The sequence below is a fragment of the Bacteroides xylanisolvens XB1A genome, assembly GCF_000210075.1.
Classification (GTDB): domain Bacteria; phylum Bacteroidota; class Bacteroidia; order Bacteroidales; family Bacteroidaceae; genus Bacteroides; species Bacteroides xylanisolvens.
In genome coordinates this window covers 5,185,421-5,203,439 of record NC_021017.1, presented here as the reverse complement: position 1 = coordinate 5,203,439, position 18,019 = coordinate 5,185,421, and the positions used below count along the sequence as shown (strand labels likewise).

General features: G+C 42.4%; 15 protein-coding genes. 8 read left to right on the top strand and 7 right to left on the bottom strand.

Annotated features, from left to right (window positions below; genetic code table 11):
- Positions 1-11 precede the first annotated feature (11 nt).
- The 3 genes from BXY_RS20340 (at position 12) to BXY_RS23945 (ending at position 2,076) form a co-directional block, all read left to right on the top strand.
- Positions 12-914, top strand: coding sequence for a vitamin B12 dependent-methionine synthase activation domain-containing protein (locus BXY_RS20340; protein WP_015532830.1), 903 nt, complete (start codon positions 12-14; stop codon positions 912-914).
- A gap of 68 nt (positions 915-982) precedes the next feature.
- Complete coding sequence (locus BXY_RS20335; protein ID WP_015532829.1) at positions 983-1,495, top strand: RNA polymerase sigma factor; 513 nt, start codon at positions 983-985, stop codon at positions 1,493-1,495.
- Positions 1,496-1,500: 5 nt separating this feature from the next.
- Positions 1,501-2,076: a hypothetical protein gene (locus BXY_RS23945; RefSeq protein WP_008021802.1), complete on the top strand. Its 576-nt coding sequence runs from the start codon at positions 1,501-1,503 to the stop codon at positions 2,074-2,076.
- A 19-nt stretch (positions 2,077-2,095) separates the two neighbouring features.
- On the opposite strand, the gene BXY_RS20325 is transcribed toward BXY_RS23945, so the two are convergent.
- Together BXY_RS20325 and BXY_RS20320 are read right to left on the bottom strand one after the other, a co-directional pair.
- On the bottom strand, positions 2,096-4,963 hold the full coding sequence (locus tag BXY_RS20325) for an AAA family ATPase (protein ID WP_015532828.1): 2,868 nt from the start codon (positions 4,961-4,963) through the stop codon (positions 2,096-2,098).
- A complete protein-coding gene (locus BXY_RS20320) occupies positions 4,960-6,213 on the bottom strand; it encodes an exonuclease SbcCD subunit D C-terminal domain-containing protein (RefSeq protein WP_015532827.1) in 1,254 nt (417 codons plus the stop codon). Before BXY_RS20320 ends, BXY_RS20325 begins: the two co-directional genes overlap by 4 nt.
- Positions 6,214-6,333: 120 nt before the next feature.
- On the opposite strand from BXY_RS20320, the gene BXY_RS20315 reads away from it, so the two are divergent.
- Positions 6,334-7,092, top strand: a complete 759-nt coding sequence (locus tag BXY_RS20315) for a lysophospholipid acyltransferase family protein (RefSeq protein ID WP_004315944.1) — start codon at positions 6,334-6,336, stop codon at positions 7,090-7,092.
- Positions 7,093-7,193: 101 nt separating this feature from the next.
- Here BXY_RS20315 and BXY_RS20310 read toward each other — a convergent pair whose 3' ends face one another.
- The 3 genes from BXY_RS20310 to BXY_RS20300 form a co-directional block, all read right to left on the bottom strand.
- Entirely contained in the window at positions 7,194-7,670 is a 477-nt protein-coding gene (locus BXY_RS20310) for a hypothetical protein (protein WP_015532826.1), read from the bottom strand.
- 165 nt (positions 7,671-7,835) lie between these two features.
- On the bottom strand, positions 7,836-9,590 hold the full coding sequence (locus tag BXY_RS20305; protein ID WP_015532825.1) for a tetratricopeptide repeat protein: 1,755 nt from the start codon (positions 9,588-9,590) through the stop codon (positions 7,836-7,838).
- 42 nt (positions 9,591-9,632) lie between these two features.
- Positions 9,633-10,367 (bottom strand): DUF4369 domain-containing protein, encoded by a 735-nt coding sequence (locus BXY_RS20300; RefSeq protein ID WP_004297344.1) that lies wholly within the window; start codon positions 10,365-10,367, stop codon positions 9,633-9,635.
- Between the two features lie 157 nt (positions 10,368-10,524).
- Between BXY_RS20300 and BXY_RS20295 the strand changes: the two genes are divergently transcribed.
- Genes BXY_RS20295 through BXY_RS20285 form a run of 3 tightly spaced genes read left to right on the top strand, consistent with a single transcriptional unit; the run spans position 10,525 to position 16,140 of the window.
- Positions 10,525-11,769 (top strand): anaerobic sulfatase-maturation protein, encoded by a 1,245-nt coding sequence (locus BXY_RS20295; RefSeq protein ID WP_008643298.1) that lies wholly within the window; start codon positions 10,525-10,527, stop codon positions 11,767-11,769.
- 54 nt (positions 11,770-11,823) lie between these two features.
- The gene (locus BXY_RS20290) at positions 11,824-13,983 is read left to right on the top strand and encodes a S46 family peptidase (RefSeq protein ID WP_015532823.1); all 2,160 of its coding nucleotides are present in this window, start codon (positions 11,824-11,826) and stop codon (positions 13,981-13,983) included.
- A complete protein-coding gene (locus BXY_RS20285; protein WP_009040908.1) occupies positions 13,984-16,140 on the top strand; it encodes a S46 family peptidase in 2,157 nt (718 codons plus the stop codon).
- A gap of 86 nt (positions 16,141-16,226) precedes the next feature.
- On the opposite strand, the gene BXY_RS20280 is transcribed toward BXY_RS20285, so the two are convergent.
- Together BXY_RS20280 and BXY_RS20275 are read right to left on the bottom strand one after the other, a co-directional pair.
- Positions 16,227-16,409 (bottom strand): type II toxin-antitoxin system HicB family antitoxin, encoded by a 183-nt coding sequence (locus tag BXY_RS20280; protein ID WP_015532822.1) that lies wholly within the window; start codon positions 16,407-16,409, stop codon positions 16,227-16,229.
- Positions 16,406-17,533, bottom strand: coding sequence for a glycosyltransferase family protein (locus BXY_RS20275; protein ID WP_004315953.1), 1,128 nt, complete (start codon positions 17,531-17,533; stop codon positions 16,406-16,408). The genes BXY_RS20280 and BXY_RS20275 overlap by 4 nt, the downstream gene beginning before the upstream one ends.
- Positions 17,534-17,702: 169 nt before the next feature.
- Between BXY_RS20275 and trxA the strand changes: the two genes are divergently transcribed.
- Positions 17,703-18,002 carry a thioredoxin gene (trxA, locus tag BXY_RS20270; protein WP_004315954.1) on the top strand — a complete coding sequence of 100 codons (300 nt, stop codon included), beginning with the start codon at positions 17,703-17,705 and terminating at the stop codon, positions 18,000-18,002.
- The last annotated feature ends 17 nt before the right edge of the window (positions 18,003-18,019 follow it).

Genomic DNA, 18,019 nt, shown 5'->3' with positions numbered 1-18,019 from the left:
TTGTATAAATTATGATTCTATCTTATAAAATACATACAGTCACTCCCTACATCAACTGGATTTACTTTTTCCACGCATGGGGTTTCCAGCCACGTTTTGCAGCCATCGCCAACATTCACGGATGTGATGCCTGTCGTGCTTCGTGGCTGACGACTTTTCCGGAAGAAGAACGTAGCAAGGCCTCCGAAGCCATGCAGCTATTTAAAGAAGCCAACCGGATGCTTGATCTACTCGACCGGGATTATGAGGTAAAGACCCTATTCAAGCTCTGTAAAGCGAACGCTGACGGAGATAATTTGATTATTGAGAAAGAAAAAGACCAATTCGTCACCTTTCCTTTACTGCGTCAGCAGACGCCCAAAAGAGATGGAAGTCCTTTCCTTTGTCTAAGCGACTTTATTCGTCCTCTTTCTTCCGGTATCCCCGACACCATCGGTGCTTTTGCTTCTTCTATTGATGCGGACATGGAAGGACTGTATGAACAGGACCCATATAAACACTTGCTTGTCCAAACCCTCTCCGACCGACTGGCAGAAGCTGCAACAGAAAAGATGCATGAGTATGTACGAAAAGAAGCATGGGGATATGCCAAAGAAGAAAATCTGGGCATAGCGGATTTATTGGTCGAGAAATATCAAGGTATTCGCCCTGCCGTCGGCTACCCGTCTTTACCGGATCAGTCTGTCAACTTCCTGTTGGATGAACTGCTGGACATGAAACAGATAGGTATTTCATTGACTGAAAACGGGGCCATGTATCCGCACGCTTCTGTTTGCGGACTTATGTTTTCGCATCCGGCTTCCGAATATTTTTCTGTAGGAAAGATTGGAGAGGACCAACTCGAAGATTATACCCGCCGCCGGGGAAAAAGCATCGAAGAAATGCGCAAATTTCTGGCAACGAATCTTCAATAATCATCATTCTCCTGTGATTTTTCTCCTTTTCTCACGACTAACTAACCAGAAAAGCAATCATAGACTTCATGAGAGAACAAACAACAGAAGCCAATCCTCCTATTGAGCAAGAGTTCTTGTCGGTAATCCGCGAATATGAACGGGTGATCTACAAAGTGTGCTATCTGTACGCCAACCCCAATGCTCCGCTCAATGACCTTTATCAGGATGTGGTACTGAATCTTTGGAAAGCTTATCCTAAATTCAGAAAAGAATGTAAAGTATCTACATGGATTTATCGTATTGCCCTCAACACTTGTATCAGTTTTTATCGTAAAGAAAAGAATGTGCCGGAAATAGTCAGTCTCACCAAAGATACTGACTGGACCATAGAAGCACACGACCCGATCAACGAAATGCTGAAACAGCTTTATCAAATGATTAACCAGCTGGGACAACTCGACAAATCAATTATCCTGCTCTATCTCGAAGACAAAAGTTATGAAGAAATAGCAGAAATTACCGGACTGACGGTTACCAATGTAGCGACTAAACTAAGCCGCATCAAAGACAAACTTAAAAGAATGAAAAAGGAGGAATAAGATATATGGAACTGGAAGAACTGAAAAAATCTTGGAATGCTCTGGATGAACACTTGAAAGATAAAGAGTTCATCAAAGAAGAAGAGCTTGAAAAGCTGATAAGGCATGCAGACAAAGGTATCCATGCCATTGCCAGCCTGAACATCAAGCTTATTCTGATTTCTTTGCCGATATTGATCTTGTTTTTAGCGGAGGTGTTGTTGCACAACAGATTGAACCCGATCTACATCATTATCATTTTCGCATGGATTCCCGCACTTTGCTGGGACATCGTCACCACCCGCTTTCTCCAACGGACTCAAATAGACGAGATGCCTCTGGTAGAGGTAATCAGCCGCGTGAACCGTATACACCGATGGACCATCAGAGAACGGCTGATTGCCATTGCTTTCCTCTTGGTACTGGCTGTACTCTCATTTATCTACTGGCAAGTGTGGCAATATGGAATAGGCATGATAGCCTTCTTTATCCTGTTATGGGGCGGAGGACTAGGATTGATTTTATGGATTTACCGCAAGAAGTTCTTAAATCGCATCCACGAAATAAAGAAGAATTTAAGCGAATTGAATGAATTAATGTAAAAGGAGATAATGGATGTGCTTACCCTACAACGGTAAGCACACTCTTTCCATTCACTTTCTTATGCACTTGCACCTGAACAGAAATTCGTTCACTCATCTCCTGTACGTGAGAAATAACTCCGATTTTCCGTCCCTGCATCTGTAATTGTTCTAATGCTTCCATTGCCGTACGCAGGCTTTCCGCATCCAAAGAGCCGAATCCTTCATCAATAAATAGAGATTCCACTTTCAGGTTATTGCTTGATAAGGAGGACAAACCCAAAGCCAACGCCAAAGATATCAGGAATGATTCACCACCGGAAAGAGAATACACAGTCCGTATTTCATCACACATATCACAATCTATCACTTGAAGCGCCAACGTGTCGGGAACCTGTTGCAACTTATAGCGTTTAGAAAGGTAGGATAAATGTTTATTGGCATGAAGCAACAGCAAATTCAAAGTGTAACTTTGAGCTATCACTTTAAATTTCGCTCCGTCCGCACTGCCTATCAGTTTATTAAGTTTCGCCCAACGTTCGGCAATCGTCTGTTTCTCTGCCAGTTCCTTCGCTATCTGTTCCACAGTTAGCTTATTCTTTGCTTGTTGTAGCAGACGGGCTTCCATAGTAGAAAGAGCACGTTCGGTATTCAGGTTTTCCTCCTGTTGTTTCTTTATTATTTCGGGAAGTTGTTCGGGAGACTCAATCTTTTTATACTGCTCCTGCAATTCTCCGATAGCCAGCGTAATTTGCTTCATCTCTCCTTGCAGACCAGAAAGGCGATTGTGCACAGCCTCTACTTCTTTGCGTGCTTTCTCCAAAGCCAAATTCAGCTCTTTTTCTCTTTTTGCAACGACCGCCTCTGCTTCATCCGCACTTTTTCCTTTCAATAGTTGCGAACGTTCCTGACGGAGCACATTCAACGCTTTCTCTATAACTTCAAATCTCTTTTGTTCGGCTGAAGCAGTATTCTGCAGTAATAACAACTGTTCTTTAGCAGACGATACTTTCTGCATCGCCAGGCGACAAAGAGATACATTCTCACGAAGAGCTTCACAATGCGCACGCATCTTTTTAATTTCTTCATCGCTGCGTTGCCATTCTGCATAAAGATTACGATATTCTAAAATACGTTCAGCCAGTTCCGTCAAACGATGTTGTATCTGCTCTTCGTTACCAGCATCGATCCCAGCTTTATACAATGCCGCCAACTGTTCTCCAATCTGTCCGTCCACCATCTTCTGATGCGTCCAATCACGTTGCAAAACAATGCTCCGGTTATTGATCTGTTGACAGTTTGCTACTGCTGCATTATATTCCTGTTCTATACTCCGGAAAAGAGTATCTACTACCTCCTGTTCCTGATGGTAAGGATGTGCCGTACTACCGCAAACCGGGCAAGCTTCCCCCTCCTGCAATTGCTGACGCAATGCTTTCACGTCTTTTCCCACTGCCATACGTGCATTTTCGTAAAGGCGTTGAGTTACTTTCAATGCGGTTTCTTGTTCCGTCAATTGTTTCAGGCAATCAGTTGTTTCTTTCTCCAACCGTTCTATTTCTGCCTTTGTTTTCGTCTGCGTTTCCGTCAATTGCCGGATATTCTGTTGGCGTGTCAGCTCTTTTTGCAACTTCATCTGTTCTTCGGTCAATAACGGATATCCGAAAGAGTTTAATCGCAACAACCGCTCTTCATTCGTATTTATCCCGGCTGTCAGTTTGTCTGCTTCCTGCCGTAGAATTTCTTCCACCTGTTCTAGCTGCAACGCTTCTTCTATTCCTACATGATTCAGCAAACGGTTCAGAGAAGAATAAGAAACCTGCAACTGCTCCGTAGCCATCCGCATTTTTTGTTCCTGCTCCGACACCTGTTTATTAGCGGACTGTAACATCTGTTTCGATTGTGTGTAACTGTCCTGCTGTGACTGTATCTGTACATCCAACTGACGGGCTTTCTTCAAGTCCGGCTGTATGGCTTCCCATTGTGCCTTGAAATGCACCAATCCTTCTTCTTGTGAAGCCAATGCGCCCTGTAACATTTTCAATCTTGCTTGCTCCTCCTGTTCTTCCTGTTGCTTCTTCTTCCAAAGATCTTCTTGCATTTTTAATGAACGAACCACATTCAGTTGTTCATTCTGCTCTGCCAGCAGTTTGATTCCTGTCACACGCTTTTCGGCCGACAGTTCTTTCTCTTTTTGTAAAGCAAGCAATTCTTCTTCCGGCATCAATTCGATCACATTCATTCGATTCTGAATCAAAGTGACTTCTTCCTGTGCCGCCTTATTCCGGGCATAGACTTCTTGAGAAATCCGGGAATAAACACCGGTTCCCGTCAACTTCTCAAGCAACTCCGCTTTGGCCGCCCCTTTCGATTTCAGGAATGTCGCAAAATCATTCTGCGCCAATAATACGGTACGGGTAAACTGCTCATACGTCAAACCAACCAGCTCCACCAACTGAATCAATAACTCTTTTTTGGTACCCTGGAATTCTTTCTCTGTATCCAGTTCTTTCACCTCCAGCGTTTGTGGCTGCAAAGAACCGCTTATCTTATTTCTTGTCCGCCGTACCGACCAACGAGAACGATAACGCCGTCCGTCAATACCTAAGAAATCGACTTCCGCATAGCCGTCGCTTGTCCCCCGGCGCAATAAATTTCTTACATCGGACTGATTTATCTGATTATCCCCCACATCTGCTAAATTTACACTTTCCACCGAAGTTGCGAAACGAGGAGCTTTATCATACAGTGCCAGACATAAAGCATCTAGTAAAGTAGACTTACCGGCACCCGTAGGTCCTGATATGGCAAATATACCTGCAGAATGTAATGGTTCTGCTGTAAAATCCACTTCTACCATCCCTTCTATCGAGGTCAGATTCTTCAATCGTATAGCCAGTATTTTCATTCTTCTTCCTCCTCTTCTTTATGAGTAGCAGCCAAATAGGCTTCCTGAAACAAACCTGTCAGTTCGGCAGGCATTTCCACCTGATAAATCTTTTCAAAGGCAGACTGCGCAATCTGCAAGGGAGACATCTCCTGCAATCCTCTCTTCCAGTTCTCGTTTTCTTTCTCCTTATTTTCTACATCGGTGCGATAGGTAGACACAATGCGTGCCAATCGATAATTTTTATCTGCCAATGCCTCCTCAATCTCCTGCCGAAGCATGGGTTCCGGTTCCTCCAGCAATACCTTCACTTCTAAATAAGGAGCTGTTTCTTCCGTGTCCGGCAATTCTTTCAAGGCTTCCAACACCACTTCCGGCAAGGCGGGTTCTCCATTCGGCACACTTACCAAAGGGATTAATTTCGGGCATTCCAACCGTTCAATGTCCACTGCACAACCTCCGTCAAAGGTCACCATCACGACTCCATGATGATAATGTTTCTCTGCAAAAGACATCGGAATGGGACTTCCTGCATATCTCACATTCTCCCTTCCCGACACTCGCTGCGCTTTATGTATATGCCCCAATGCCGTATACGCTATCTGTTCGGAAAAAGCTTCCGGCGATACACATTCCAGACCACCAATCACAGTACGTTCACTATAATCTTTTTCTGCAATCTCCGATCCTGTAGCCTGCAAATGACCGATGGCAAGAATCGACTGATTCGCTGTCCTTTGCTTCCATAGCCTTTGCAGAAGCTGCGAATATAGTTCGCGAACTCCCTCCGCGTACAGGTTGCCTTCCGTCTGCACGACCGGATAATCCCCCTGGCGCAAAAAAGGGACAGCCATGCAAAGCAGTTCCACTTCCCCTTTCCGGTTTTTCAGTTCCACGATCAAATGGCCATAATCAATTTCTCCACCTTCAAGTTTGCGCACTACCCCTCTGACTTCTGTCCGCATAGCCTGCAACAGAGGCAAAGGAGCTTCCAGACGTGCTGCCGAATCATGATTACCGGCTACAATGACAATTTGCAGATTCGGATTCTCCACTGTCACCCGATAAATAAACTGATAATACATGCTTTGGGATGCAGCGGAAGGGTTGGAAACATCAAAAACATCTCCGGCTATAATCAATGCATCAATCTCTTTCTGACGAATTTCTTCTGCCAGCCAATTCAGGAATACCTCATGTTCTCCCGTGCGATCATATCCAAAAAAGGTTTGTCCCAAATGCCAGTCGGCAGTATGTAATATACGTATCATAATTTTGTAACTATCTCTACTAACAAGAGGCAAAAATAACACAATCGGAAAGATTATCTCACATCTGCCTCTCTTTTTTACCAATAATCATGTATATTTGCAGGATAAAAATCCAACCCTATGAAGATACTGTATTATATTTATCAGATTTGCATCGCTTTGCCTATTTTATTAGTGCTGACCATCCTTACGGCAATCGTCACTATTGTAGGTTCCCTCTTGGGAGGAGCCCACTTCTGGGGATATTATCCGGGAAAGATATGGTCACAATTAATTTGTCTGTTCCTGTTGATTCCCGTGAAGATTGAGGGGCGCGAAAAGCTGCATGACAAAACTTCCTATATTTTCGTACCTAACCATCAGGGTTCATTTGATATTTTCCTCATCTACGGCTTCATTGGAAGAAACTTTAAGTGGATGATGAAAAAAAGTCTGCGTAAATTGCCATTCGTCGGAAAAGCCTGTGAAAGCGCAGGACATATCTTTGTAGACCGTTCCGGCCCGAAGAAGGTTTTGGAAACCATCCGGCAGGCAAAAGACTCGTTGAAAGACGGAGTTTCTCTGGTGGTCTTTCCCGAAGGCGCACGCACTTTTACCGGACACATGGGATATTTTAAAAAAGGGGCTTTCCAATTGGCGGATGATTTACAGTTGGCAGTGGTGCCCGTCACTATCGATGGCTCATTTGAAATCCTTCCACGCACAGGCAAATGGATACATCGCCATCGCATGATTCTGACTATTCACGACCCTATTCCTCCCAAAGGAAAAGGCATGGAAAATATCAAGGCAACCATGGCAGAGGCATACGCTGCTGTTGAAAGTGCCCTCCCGGAGCAACATAAGGGAATGGTGAAAAACGAAGATCAAGACCGGTAATTTGTGTATTATACCTAAAAATGAATATGGGGATGCTCACGCACCCCCACACTCCTAACCAGTTTTATGCATCAAACTATTAAATTAAGGAATTCAGATATTTAGATGTTTTGCAAGGTTATGGTTTGGTTTGACATCATTTGCAATTCTTGAAAAGTCAAATTAAAACCTTTATGAATTTCTTTTTCTAAATTCTCCAATGAGAAAGATTCACCTCTTGCACCATTAATCTTTCCTCTAAACCGATTGTTATAATGCTTGCGGAATGTATCCGGAGTGACCAAGCCTCCAAGGCCATAATCCCCCACTACAATCACCGGTTTCCGGCGTAACACCCCTTCATAGGCAGTAATCCCCGCACCAATTATTAGATCGGCTTCTTCAATCAGTTTACCTGTTTCACTCTCGGAGGATATATAATCCACCTGATACTCTGAATATTTACTTAATAGAACTCCTATCCTTAACCGCGTACGAGAATTAGCTACTCCGACAACAATGTTGGCTTTCTGTTCTATCAACTGCAATTCGTTACCTCTCCATGAAGAGGTAGCAGATAATTCATTAGGATTTTTCATATAGCTATTTGGTTTTTGTTAGGTCAAAAGTACGGCATGCATCTGAAAACACAAAAAAAGTCACCCGGACAAAATCAGTGTGTCTGATTCATCGTAAAGATCTAAAATTCAATAAAATACATATTTTAATTCTGTCACTGACCCGGACAATTCATTTTTTATTTATCAAAAGTCCCTTAAAAATGCATTTAAATCTTCTTGTGAAGAAATGCCTAACCGGCCTTTTAGTCTCCCCTTCGCCTTGGTTACCGAGTCGGAAGAGGTCTGGAAAATACGAGCCAACTCTTCATTAGTCAGCCCAAATTTAAGGAAGCAACAGATTTCAAGATCACGTTTTGTCAATAAAGGAGCTTTGTCAAGCAATCGGGTAACGTAATTAGCATAGAGTAAATCAAACAGACTAAACAATTTATAGCGTTCTCCATCAGACAACTTACCTCTTAATGTTCCCTCTTTGATAGCAAGCAATAATCGAAAAGCAGATATATACTGTTCAGAAGACGGTCCGACTGTTAACTCTCCTCCTAGTTCTTTCAACAACCCCGATAAGGTTTTATTCTGCATACTCAAAAGCACAATCTTTCCATTCAACTCGCCTACCTTCATTCGATTTTCTTCGAGTATGCGGTTCTCTTCCAGCACTTGGTCTTTCAACTCCTGGATTTCTTCCATCTCCTGCTGATATCGCTTTATCTCCTCTTCATTATCTCTAATCTGGGATTCAATCTCGGCAATCTTCTTTTTATGGTTCTTACTTTTGTAATAGTAATAACACATATAGAAGGCTACAATCAGAAAAACAATCGTACCGCAAAACAGAAAAACTGTACGGTGCATTTTCATTTGTAAATTATCGCTCCGGAGTTTTTCGTTCTCATACTGCTTTTGCAGTTCTGTTATCAACTCCAAAGAATCGACCTCATCCAATACGCTGACAATGGAATCCGCTTTTTCATGATAAGTAATTGCTTCTTCAAAATTATCAATATCCTTTTCCAAAAAGTATAAATTGTTGTATGCGTCAATACGGGTATACTCTTTAGAGGAATTTATACTCATCTTAAAGTATTTCCTAGCATTCTCCACATCCCCCATTTGTATATACAAATATCCCAAAGACATACACTCTACATATTTCCTTTCTTCATCCGTTTCTTTTTCATAAGCAGCAAGGAAATAGCGTTCTGACTTTTTCAGCTCTCCCATAGAACGATACAGGATACCCAACTCATGTAAAATGGAAACTTCAGACGGATACTGTTTTTTCCTGGCTAATTCTAAAGCATTATTATAATAGAAATAGCAACTATCCCAGTTATTCTGAAACAAATAAGCCCGGCCTATATTCTGCCCGGCTCTGACAATGCCCACAGAATCTTTTAACTCTTCATAGATAGCGTATGACTCCTGAAAATTCTTTAATGACTCCTGATACAATTTCTTTTTCCGGTTCACCATCCCTATTTCATCAGTAGCCATGGCAAACATCTTGCAACATTGAATCTTCCCGAACATTTCCTTTGCTGAAGACAGGAACGACAAAGCCTCTTCATCTTTACCCAATTCACGCAGCACTCTACCATAATAATACTGTGCCTTAGCACGCATGGCAGTGTCACCACGCTCTACAGTATAGTAATTCAGTGCCAATGCAATCAACGAATCAGAAGTAAACTTCACATAGTTCTGATCCATTGCCTGCGTTAATAAAAGCGCATAATCCGCCTGTGACTTTCCACGTAGTTTTTCAGGATGAGGAACTGATTTTAATAGATACAGAGCCGTATCAGGGAGAGATTCCATACACATTTCGATCTTCTGGAACGCCACATCGGGGGCCTCCGAATCTCTACGACAAGAAACCGATAAGACTAAAATAAAAAAGAAAGCGGCGTATACCGAAACAGTAGTCGTTTTCATTTTACTTGAGTTTTATGCAAAAATACACAAAAAACTCAAGTATTACTTATTTGTTGAAGCATTTTGTTCCAATCGTTGATGTTCTTCTATCAACTTCATGTTTTCTCTTGCTTTAGACAGGAACTCTCTGACCAGCTTATTATCTTTAAAAGAGTAAGGAGCATCCTTTATAATATCATCTATCTGCGGAGTCATAATGGGATAGGGCAAAGAGCTGCAAAGCATCATAAATACACTGGGTCCCAATACATTTTCGTAATTGTCGGAAATGAACGTTTTCACATACTGATTCATTGCTTGCATCAGTGAATCACCTTCCACCACCAGCTGGCTGTGAATCTCATCCAAATCCCCTCCATCCAATACCATACGGGTTTCTTTCTGCTCCAGTTCGCTGATACTTTCTTCTAATTGGTTCCTTTTGCTGATAAACTCGTACAACGCATTATTTAAAGAAGTTCCCACTGCCTTCAAGTCCGTATTGCTGATAGTAACTGTTATTTTTCCACTTTCTAGAACGATCGGCATAATGCTTTCTTCATCCATATATAGTGTCACCATCTGTACGGAATCTATTTTCCCTTTCATTGAAAACAGACCATGCACCACTTCAGCAGAATCCAGCTTCACCCACTCGCCATCACGCAGAGATTTAAGATACAGCATCTTTCCATCCAGACTATTCACTGAAGATGTTCCTTCAATCTTGTACTTACTGGTACAGGAAGCCAGAAACGGAAGCAAAAGCAAAAAAGGCAAAATTTTATTCACGTTCATTTATTCATTAAATTCTGTGCACAAAGGTACAACTGATTCAGAATTCAAAGAAACATTTTATCAATATTTAAATCTTGTAAGACTCTTTTCTTTAATAATCCTTATAAACATAGGTGTAAGGCTATTTTTTTCATTTAGTTTATCTAATTTTGCAGTCATGAAAACATCAACATTTGCCCCTTTTGCCAAACCGCTTTATGTAATGGTAAAGCCTGTAGGTGCCGTATGCAACCTAGCATGCGAGTATTGCTATTATTTGGAAAAGGCCAACCTATACAAAGACAATCCGAAACACGTAATGAGCGATGAACTTCTGGAAAAGTTTATCGACGAGTACATTAACTCACAAACCATGCCGCAGGTACTTTTCACCTGGCACGGAGGAGAAACGCTGATGCGACCGCTCTCCTTCTATAAAAAGGCAATGGAACTGCAAAAGAAATACGCCCGCGGACGTACGATCGACAATTGCATCCAGACCAACGGAACCATGCTTACTGACGAATGGTGCGAATTCTTCCGTGAAAACAATTGGCTGGTAGGTGTCTCCATCGACGGTCCGCAGGAGTTTCATGACGAGTATCGCAAAAACAAATTAGGAAAACCTTCTTTTGTGAAAGTGATGCAAGGCATCAATCTTCTGAAGAAACATGGGGTAGAATGGAATGCAATGGCAGTTATCAATGACTTCAATGCCGAATATCCGTTGGAGTTTTATCGTTTCTTCAAAGAAATCGGTTGTCAGTATATCCAATTCGCTCCCATCGTTGAACGCATTCTTTCACATGAAGACGGACGTCATCTCGCTTCTCTTGCCGAAAATAAAGCCGGAACACTGGCTGATTTTTCAATCACTCCGGAACAATGGGGGAACTTCCTCTGTACTCTCTTTGACGAATGGGTGAAAGAAGATGTCGGCAAATACTATGTGCAGATATTCGATTCTACCCTGGCCAACTGGATGGGTGAGCAACCCGGTATATGCACGATGGCAAAGACTTGCGGACATGCCGGTGTAATGGAATTCAATGGAGACGTTTATTCTTGCGACCACTTTGTATTTCCCGAATATAAGTTAGGCAACATTTACAGTAAGACACTGGTAGAAATGATGCATAGCGAGCGTCAGCACAACTTCGGGAACATGAAATACCAGTCTCTCCCTACTCAATGCAAAGAGTGTGAGTTCCTGTTTGCCTGCAACGGGGAATGCCCTAAAAATCGTTTTAGCCAAACAGCAGAAGGTGAACCGGGATTGAACTACTTATGCAAAGGTTATTATCAGTTCTTTAAACATGTAGCTCCTTACATGGACTTTATGAAAAACGAACTGATGAATCAACGTCCGCCTGCTAATATCATGGAAGCTTTAAGAAATGGAGAATTGAGAGTGGAGAGTTGAGAATGAGAAACAGAACATATTAACAATCATATATTCAAATTTTATCATTAAATAATGAACAAACTAAGATTTTATCTGGTAGCGCTGGCTGCGCTTTTTGTATTTTCCGTTAGAGCGGATGAGGGTATGTGGCTATTGCAATTGATGCAACAGCAACACTCCATAGACATGATGAAAAAACAGGGATTAAAACTGGAAGCCCAGGACTTATATAATCCAAACGGCATTTCTCTCAAAGATGCCGTAGGTATATTCGGAGGTGGATGTACGGGAGAAATTATCTCGCCCGAAGGTTTGATTCTAACCAATCACCACTGTGGCTACGCTTCCATCCAGCAACATAGTAGTGTTGAACACGATTATCTGACAGATGGTTTCTGGGCTACTTCCAGAGACAAGGAGCTTCCTACTCCGGGACTGAAATTTACATTTATCGAACGTATCGAAGATGTTACAGACATTGTCAATGCCAAAATTGCAGCGAAGGAAATCACCGAATCCGAATCATTCAGCAATACATTCCTTCAAAAGCTGGCTCATGACCTTTATTTCAAAAGTGACCTGGCAGACAAAAAAGGAATTGTTCCGCAGGCTCTTCCGTTCTATGCCGGAAATAAATTCTATCTTTTCTATAAGAAAATATATCCGGATGTACGTATGGTAGCTGCTCCCCCCTCTTCTATCGGTAAGTTTGGCGGTGAGACAGACAACTGGATGTGGCCGCGTCACACCGGCGACTTCTCCATGTTCCGTATCTATGCTGACGCGAACGGTGAACCGGCAGAATACAGTGAAAACAATGTCCCCCTGAAAACAAAGAAACATTTGTCTATCTCTATCAAAGGGTTGAAAGAGGGAGATTACGCAATGATTATGGGATTCCCCGGAAGCACGAGCCGTTACCTGACTGTATCAGAGGTGAAAGAACGTATGGAATCGGAAAACGACCCGCGTATCCGTATTCGTGGCGCACGTTTGGCTGTCCTGAAGGAAGTGATGAATGCCAGTGACAAAATCCGTATTCAGTATGCTAACAAGTATGCGGGTTCCAGCAATTATTGGAAAAACTCCATCGGTATGAATAAAGCCATCATCGATAATGATGTGTTGGGAACGAAAGCTGCACAGGAAGCTAAATTCGCAGAATTTGCAAAGGCGCAAAACAATGCTGAATATGCGGCAGTCGTGAAGAACATCGATGACCTGGTAGCTAAAACAACCCCTCTCAATTATCAATATACTTGTTTGAGAGAGACTTTCTTCGGAGCTATCGAATTTGGTAATGTCATGTTATCTAAAACACGTGAAGCATTGCTTGAAAAGAACGACTCTGTGATCGAAGCACGTATGAAAGCGCTGGAAAGCACTTACGAAAGTATCCATAACAAAGATTATGACCATGAAGTAGACCGCAAAGTTGCTAAAGCATTGTTCCCGTTATATGCGGAAATGGTTCCGGCTAACCAGCGTCCGTCTATCTACAAAGTAATTGAGCAGAAATATAAGGGCGATTACAACAAGTTTGTTGATGATATGTACGACAACTCTATTTTTGCCAACCGCGCAAACTTCGAGAAGTTTACAAAGAAGCCGTCAGTGAAAGCAATCGACAACGATCTTGCATTGCAATACTGCCAATCTAAATATGACTTGATGGATAAACTGGTTTCCCAGCTCAAGGACATGGATCAGGAACTAGCTTTACTGCACAAAACTTATATTCGTGGTCTGGGCGAAATGAAATTGCCTGTACCTTCTTACCCGGACGCAAACTTTACCATTCGTCTGACTTATGGTAACGTGAAACCATACGATCCGAAAGACGGCGTACACTACAACTATTACACCACCACTAAAGGAATTCTTGAGAAAGAAAATCCGGAAGACCGCGAGTTCGTTGTCCCCGCCAAACTGAAAGAGCTGATTGAGAAGAAAGATTATGGCCGTTATGCTTTACCGAACGGTGATATGCCTGTCTGCTTCCTGTCCACCAATGACATCACCGGCGGTAATTCCGGCAGCCCGGTATTGAATGAAAACGGAGAACTGATCGGTTGTGCTTTTGATGGTAACTGGGAATCATTGAGCGGTGACATCAACTTCGACAACAACCTGCAACGTTGTATCAACCTGGATATCCGTTATGTCCTGTTCATTCTGGAGAAGTTAGGCAACTGCGGACACCTGATTAATGAAATGACAATCGTAGAATAAATGAGAAAACAAATCCTATTTGTCCTATTTTCACTGGCAACTCTTAGCATCCACGCCGACGAAGGCATGTGGATGCTAACCGATCTGAAAACCCAGAACGCAGTTGCCATGCGCGAACTCGGTCTTGAAATTCCGATCGAAGAAGTATACGACGCGAACGGTCTTTCTCTGAAAGATGCTGTGGTACACTTTGGAGGAGGATGCACGGGAGAAATTATCTCTTCCGAAGGACTGGTACTGACGAATCACCACTGTGGTTATGGAGCTATCCAGCAACACAGTAATGTGGAACATGACTACCTGACAGATGGTTTCTGGGCTATGAATCGTGACGCGGAACTTCCTACTCCAGGATTGACCGTTACATTTATCGACCGGATTCTGGATGTGACCGATTACGTCAATGAGCAACTGAAAAAAGATCCGGACCCGGAAGGTGTCAACTACCTGTCACCAAGTTATCTGGGCACCGTGGCAGAACGTTTCGCCAAAGCAGAGAACATAGAAATAACTCCTGCAACAAAACTGGAGCTCAAGGCTTTTTACGGAGGAAACAAATATTATATGTTCATCAAAACGGTGTACAGTGATATTCGTATGGTGGGCGCTCCTCCTTCTTCCATCGGCAAATTCGGTGCAGATACCGACAACTGGATGTGGCCTCGTCACACAGGCGACTTTTCCCTTTTCCGTATTTATGCGGACAAGAACGGAAAACCGGCAAAATATTCAAAAGACAACGTCCCTTTGCAGGTAAAGAAACACTTGAAAATCAGCATTGCCGGAGTTCAGGAAGGAGATTTCACCTTTGTGATGGGATTTCCGGGACGTAACTGGCGATATATGATTTCCGACGAAGTGGAAGAACGGATGCAAACGACCAACTTTATGCGCCAGCATGTACGTGGAGCCCGTCAGAAAGTACTCATGGAGCAAATGCTGAAAGATCCTGCCGTACGTATTCATTATGCGAGCAAATATGCTTCATCAGCCAACTACTGGAAGAATGCCATCGGTATGAATGAAGGACTGGTACGTCTCAACGTACTGGATACCAAACGTGCGCAACAAGAGGAATTATTAGCCCGTGGCCGTGAAAAAGGAGATGATTCATATCAGAAAGCTTTTGATGAGATTCGTTCTATTGTGGCTCATCGCCGTGACGCGATCTATCATCAGCAGGCTATCAATGAAGCATTGGTCACCGCCCTTGATTTTATGCGCATCCCTTCCACGATGGAATTGGTTGCCGCTCTGAAATCAAAAGATAAGGAGCAAATAAAAGAGGCGAAGCTAAAATTAAAGCAAGAAGCTGATAAGTATTTTGCTTCTGTCCCCTTCCCCGAAGTAGAACGGATGGTTGCCAAAGAGATGCTGAAAACTTATGCCAACTATATTCCGGAGGAACAACGAATCAATATCTTCGAAATCATCAATTCCCGCTTCAAGGGAAGTATCGATGCCTTCATCGATGCTTGCTTTGAACATTCTATTTTTGGCAATCCTAAAAACTTTGAAAAGTTTATCAAGAAACCAAGTTTGTATAAAATAGGATATGACTGGATGGTATTATTCAAATATTCTATTACCGACGGGATCTTGAAAACAGCCATTGCCATGAAAGAAGCCAATCAGAACTATGACGCTGCTCATAAAGTATGGGTGAAAGGCATGATGGATATGAGACAGGAAAAAGGTACACCTATTTATCCGGACGCCAATTCAACTTTACGTTTGACCTACGGCCAGGTACTTTCTTATGAACCCGCTGACGGTGTTGTGTATGATGCTCATACCACCCTCAAAGGTGTAATGGAGAAAGAAGATCAGGGTAACTGGGAATTTGTAGTGCCTCAAAAATTGAAAGAGCTGTATAAATCCCAGGATTATGGACGCTATGGTAAAAACGGTGAAATGCCCGTCTGCTTTATTGTAAACACCGACAATACAGGAGGAAATTCCGGTAGTCCGGTATTTAACAGCAAAGGTCAGTTGGTTGGAACTGCTTTCGACCGCAACTTTGAAGGCTTAACAGGAGACATTGCTTTCCGTCCTTCATCGCAGCGAGCCGCTTGTGTTGACATCCGCTATACCTTGTTTATCATCGATAAATACGCAGGAGCCTCTCATATCATCGACGAACTTAGCATTGAGTAAGTTGAGAGTTGAGAATTAAAAATTGAGAAATAAAAGTTATGCCATCTGGCATTATATTTCTCAATTTTTAATTCTCTATTTTCAATTTATATAAACTCTTCCACCATATACATCTCATCAATCATTTCATTCATTATATTCTGTAAATTCTGAATTGCTTCTTCCGGAGATTCTCCATAAGCGTTACAGTACATATTTACAGTCAACCAGGCATAATAGCCACCATCCGATGCGCTTTCAAGCACATAATCTGTTCTGTTCAGTTTCATATTGGTAAATAATTATTGAATGTTGGTATTGAAGTTATTTCTGATTGTGAGGCTGCCAGTTTCTCCAGTTCCAGGATGATCCGACGTTCACAACTGCGAACCCAATAAATAAAGTGACGGTTCGGGGCATATTTCCCGACAAAACGGAGCAACGGTTGCAAGTCAAAGGAATCACTGATTATTCCTGCTCCCGCTTTCATTGCATCATACGCATTACAGTCCTGTTCAATATGTGCCGGGACCATCAACACTGGTTTTCCAAGATACATTGCTTCACAAATAGACTCGAAACCAGCCGTACTGGCATAAGCTCTGCAACCTGCCATAGCATTAAGAAACTTCACATCATCTATTTGATGGAAACTCAATGTTTCGTCCACCCGTATCACCTCCTCGGTATCCGATTTATCCCAGAAAAATGTTAGTGGGACTTCCGGATGCCTTGCATGAAAATGCTCCACGCTATCGGCAAACCCGGAATTGACCATATATCCGTGAATATAATTCCCCTCTTCCGGCCGGATAGCTGTCACTTCCTGACGAATCAAAGGAGGGACAGTTACTATCTGATTATTATCATCCTGCTCCATTTCCCGGAAAGATAAAGCCAGCTTCTTCGAGGATTTCAGAGCAGTCATCCGGGTAAAGAAACGCAACATCCATAACTGACACGAACTCTTATCCGGAAACTCGAAATCATGATGCAAAAACAAATACTGATGTCCAACGCAAATATACGGAACAGAGGGGCGGAAGAGTGCATAGGTAAGTCCGGTTAAAAGTTCGTAGAAGTTGATGACGACTTCCGCCCCTGTCTCCCTGATCCGCTGATTTATATAATACATACTACGGATATATTCCGGTAGTTTCAATAAATTGTATGCAAAGCTTTTCGTCAGATTTGCCCGCTTATTATCTGCTGTAGGCAGAAAGTTTGGACTAATGAAGCGCTTCACTGGTGCGTGAATGCTCCGATTGAAAAATCCCGGCAAGGTACGTGTCGAGCTTTTTCCCACCAAGACTTCCACTACTTCGTGTCCATTACGCAATAACATTTCTTCGAGGGTGATCGCCTGTGTAAAGTGCCCTCTCCCCTCACCTTGAACAATAAATAAGAATTTCATAGTTCTATTATTTTTCGATACGCAAAGTTCCCTCTTTCACATTACAAGATGATGACTCTACAATGACTATTCTATGAACAAAAACGACCTTTTTTCGTTATTATAATAAAATAGGATTTATATTTGCAGTCTTCAATGACTGTCATTTAACTCTAAGAAAGGAAAGATTATGGAAAAGTTTGAAGATTTAATACAGTCACCGGTACCGGTTTTAGTTGATTTCTTTGCAGAATGGTGCGGACCCTGTAAAGCTATGAAACCAGTTTTAGAAGAACTAAAATTAATTGTAGGAGATAAAGCACGTATTGCAAAGATAGATGTTGACCAGCATGAAGACCTGGCTACTAAATATCGCATACAAGCTGTCCCGACCTTTATATTATTTAAAAACGGAGAGGCTGTCTGGAGACATTCCGGCGTAATCCATAGCAGCGAGCTGCAAGGGGTTATTGAAAAGCATTATAGTTAAAAAGGTAAAGATAACAA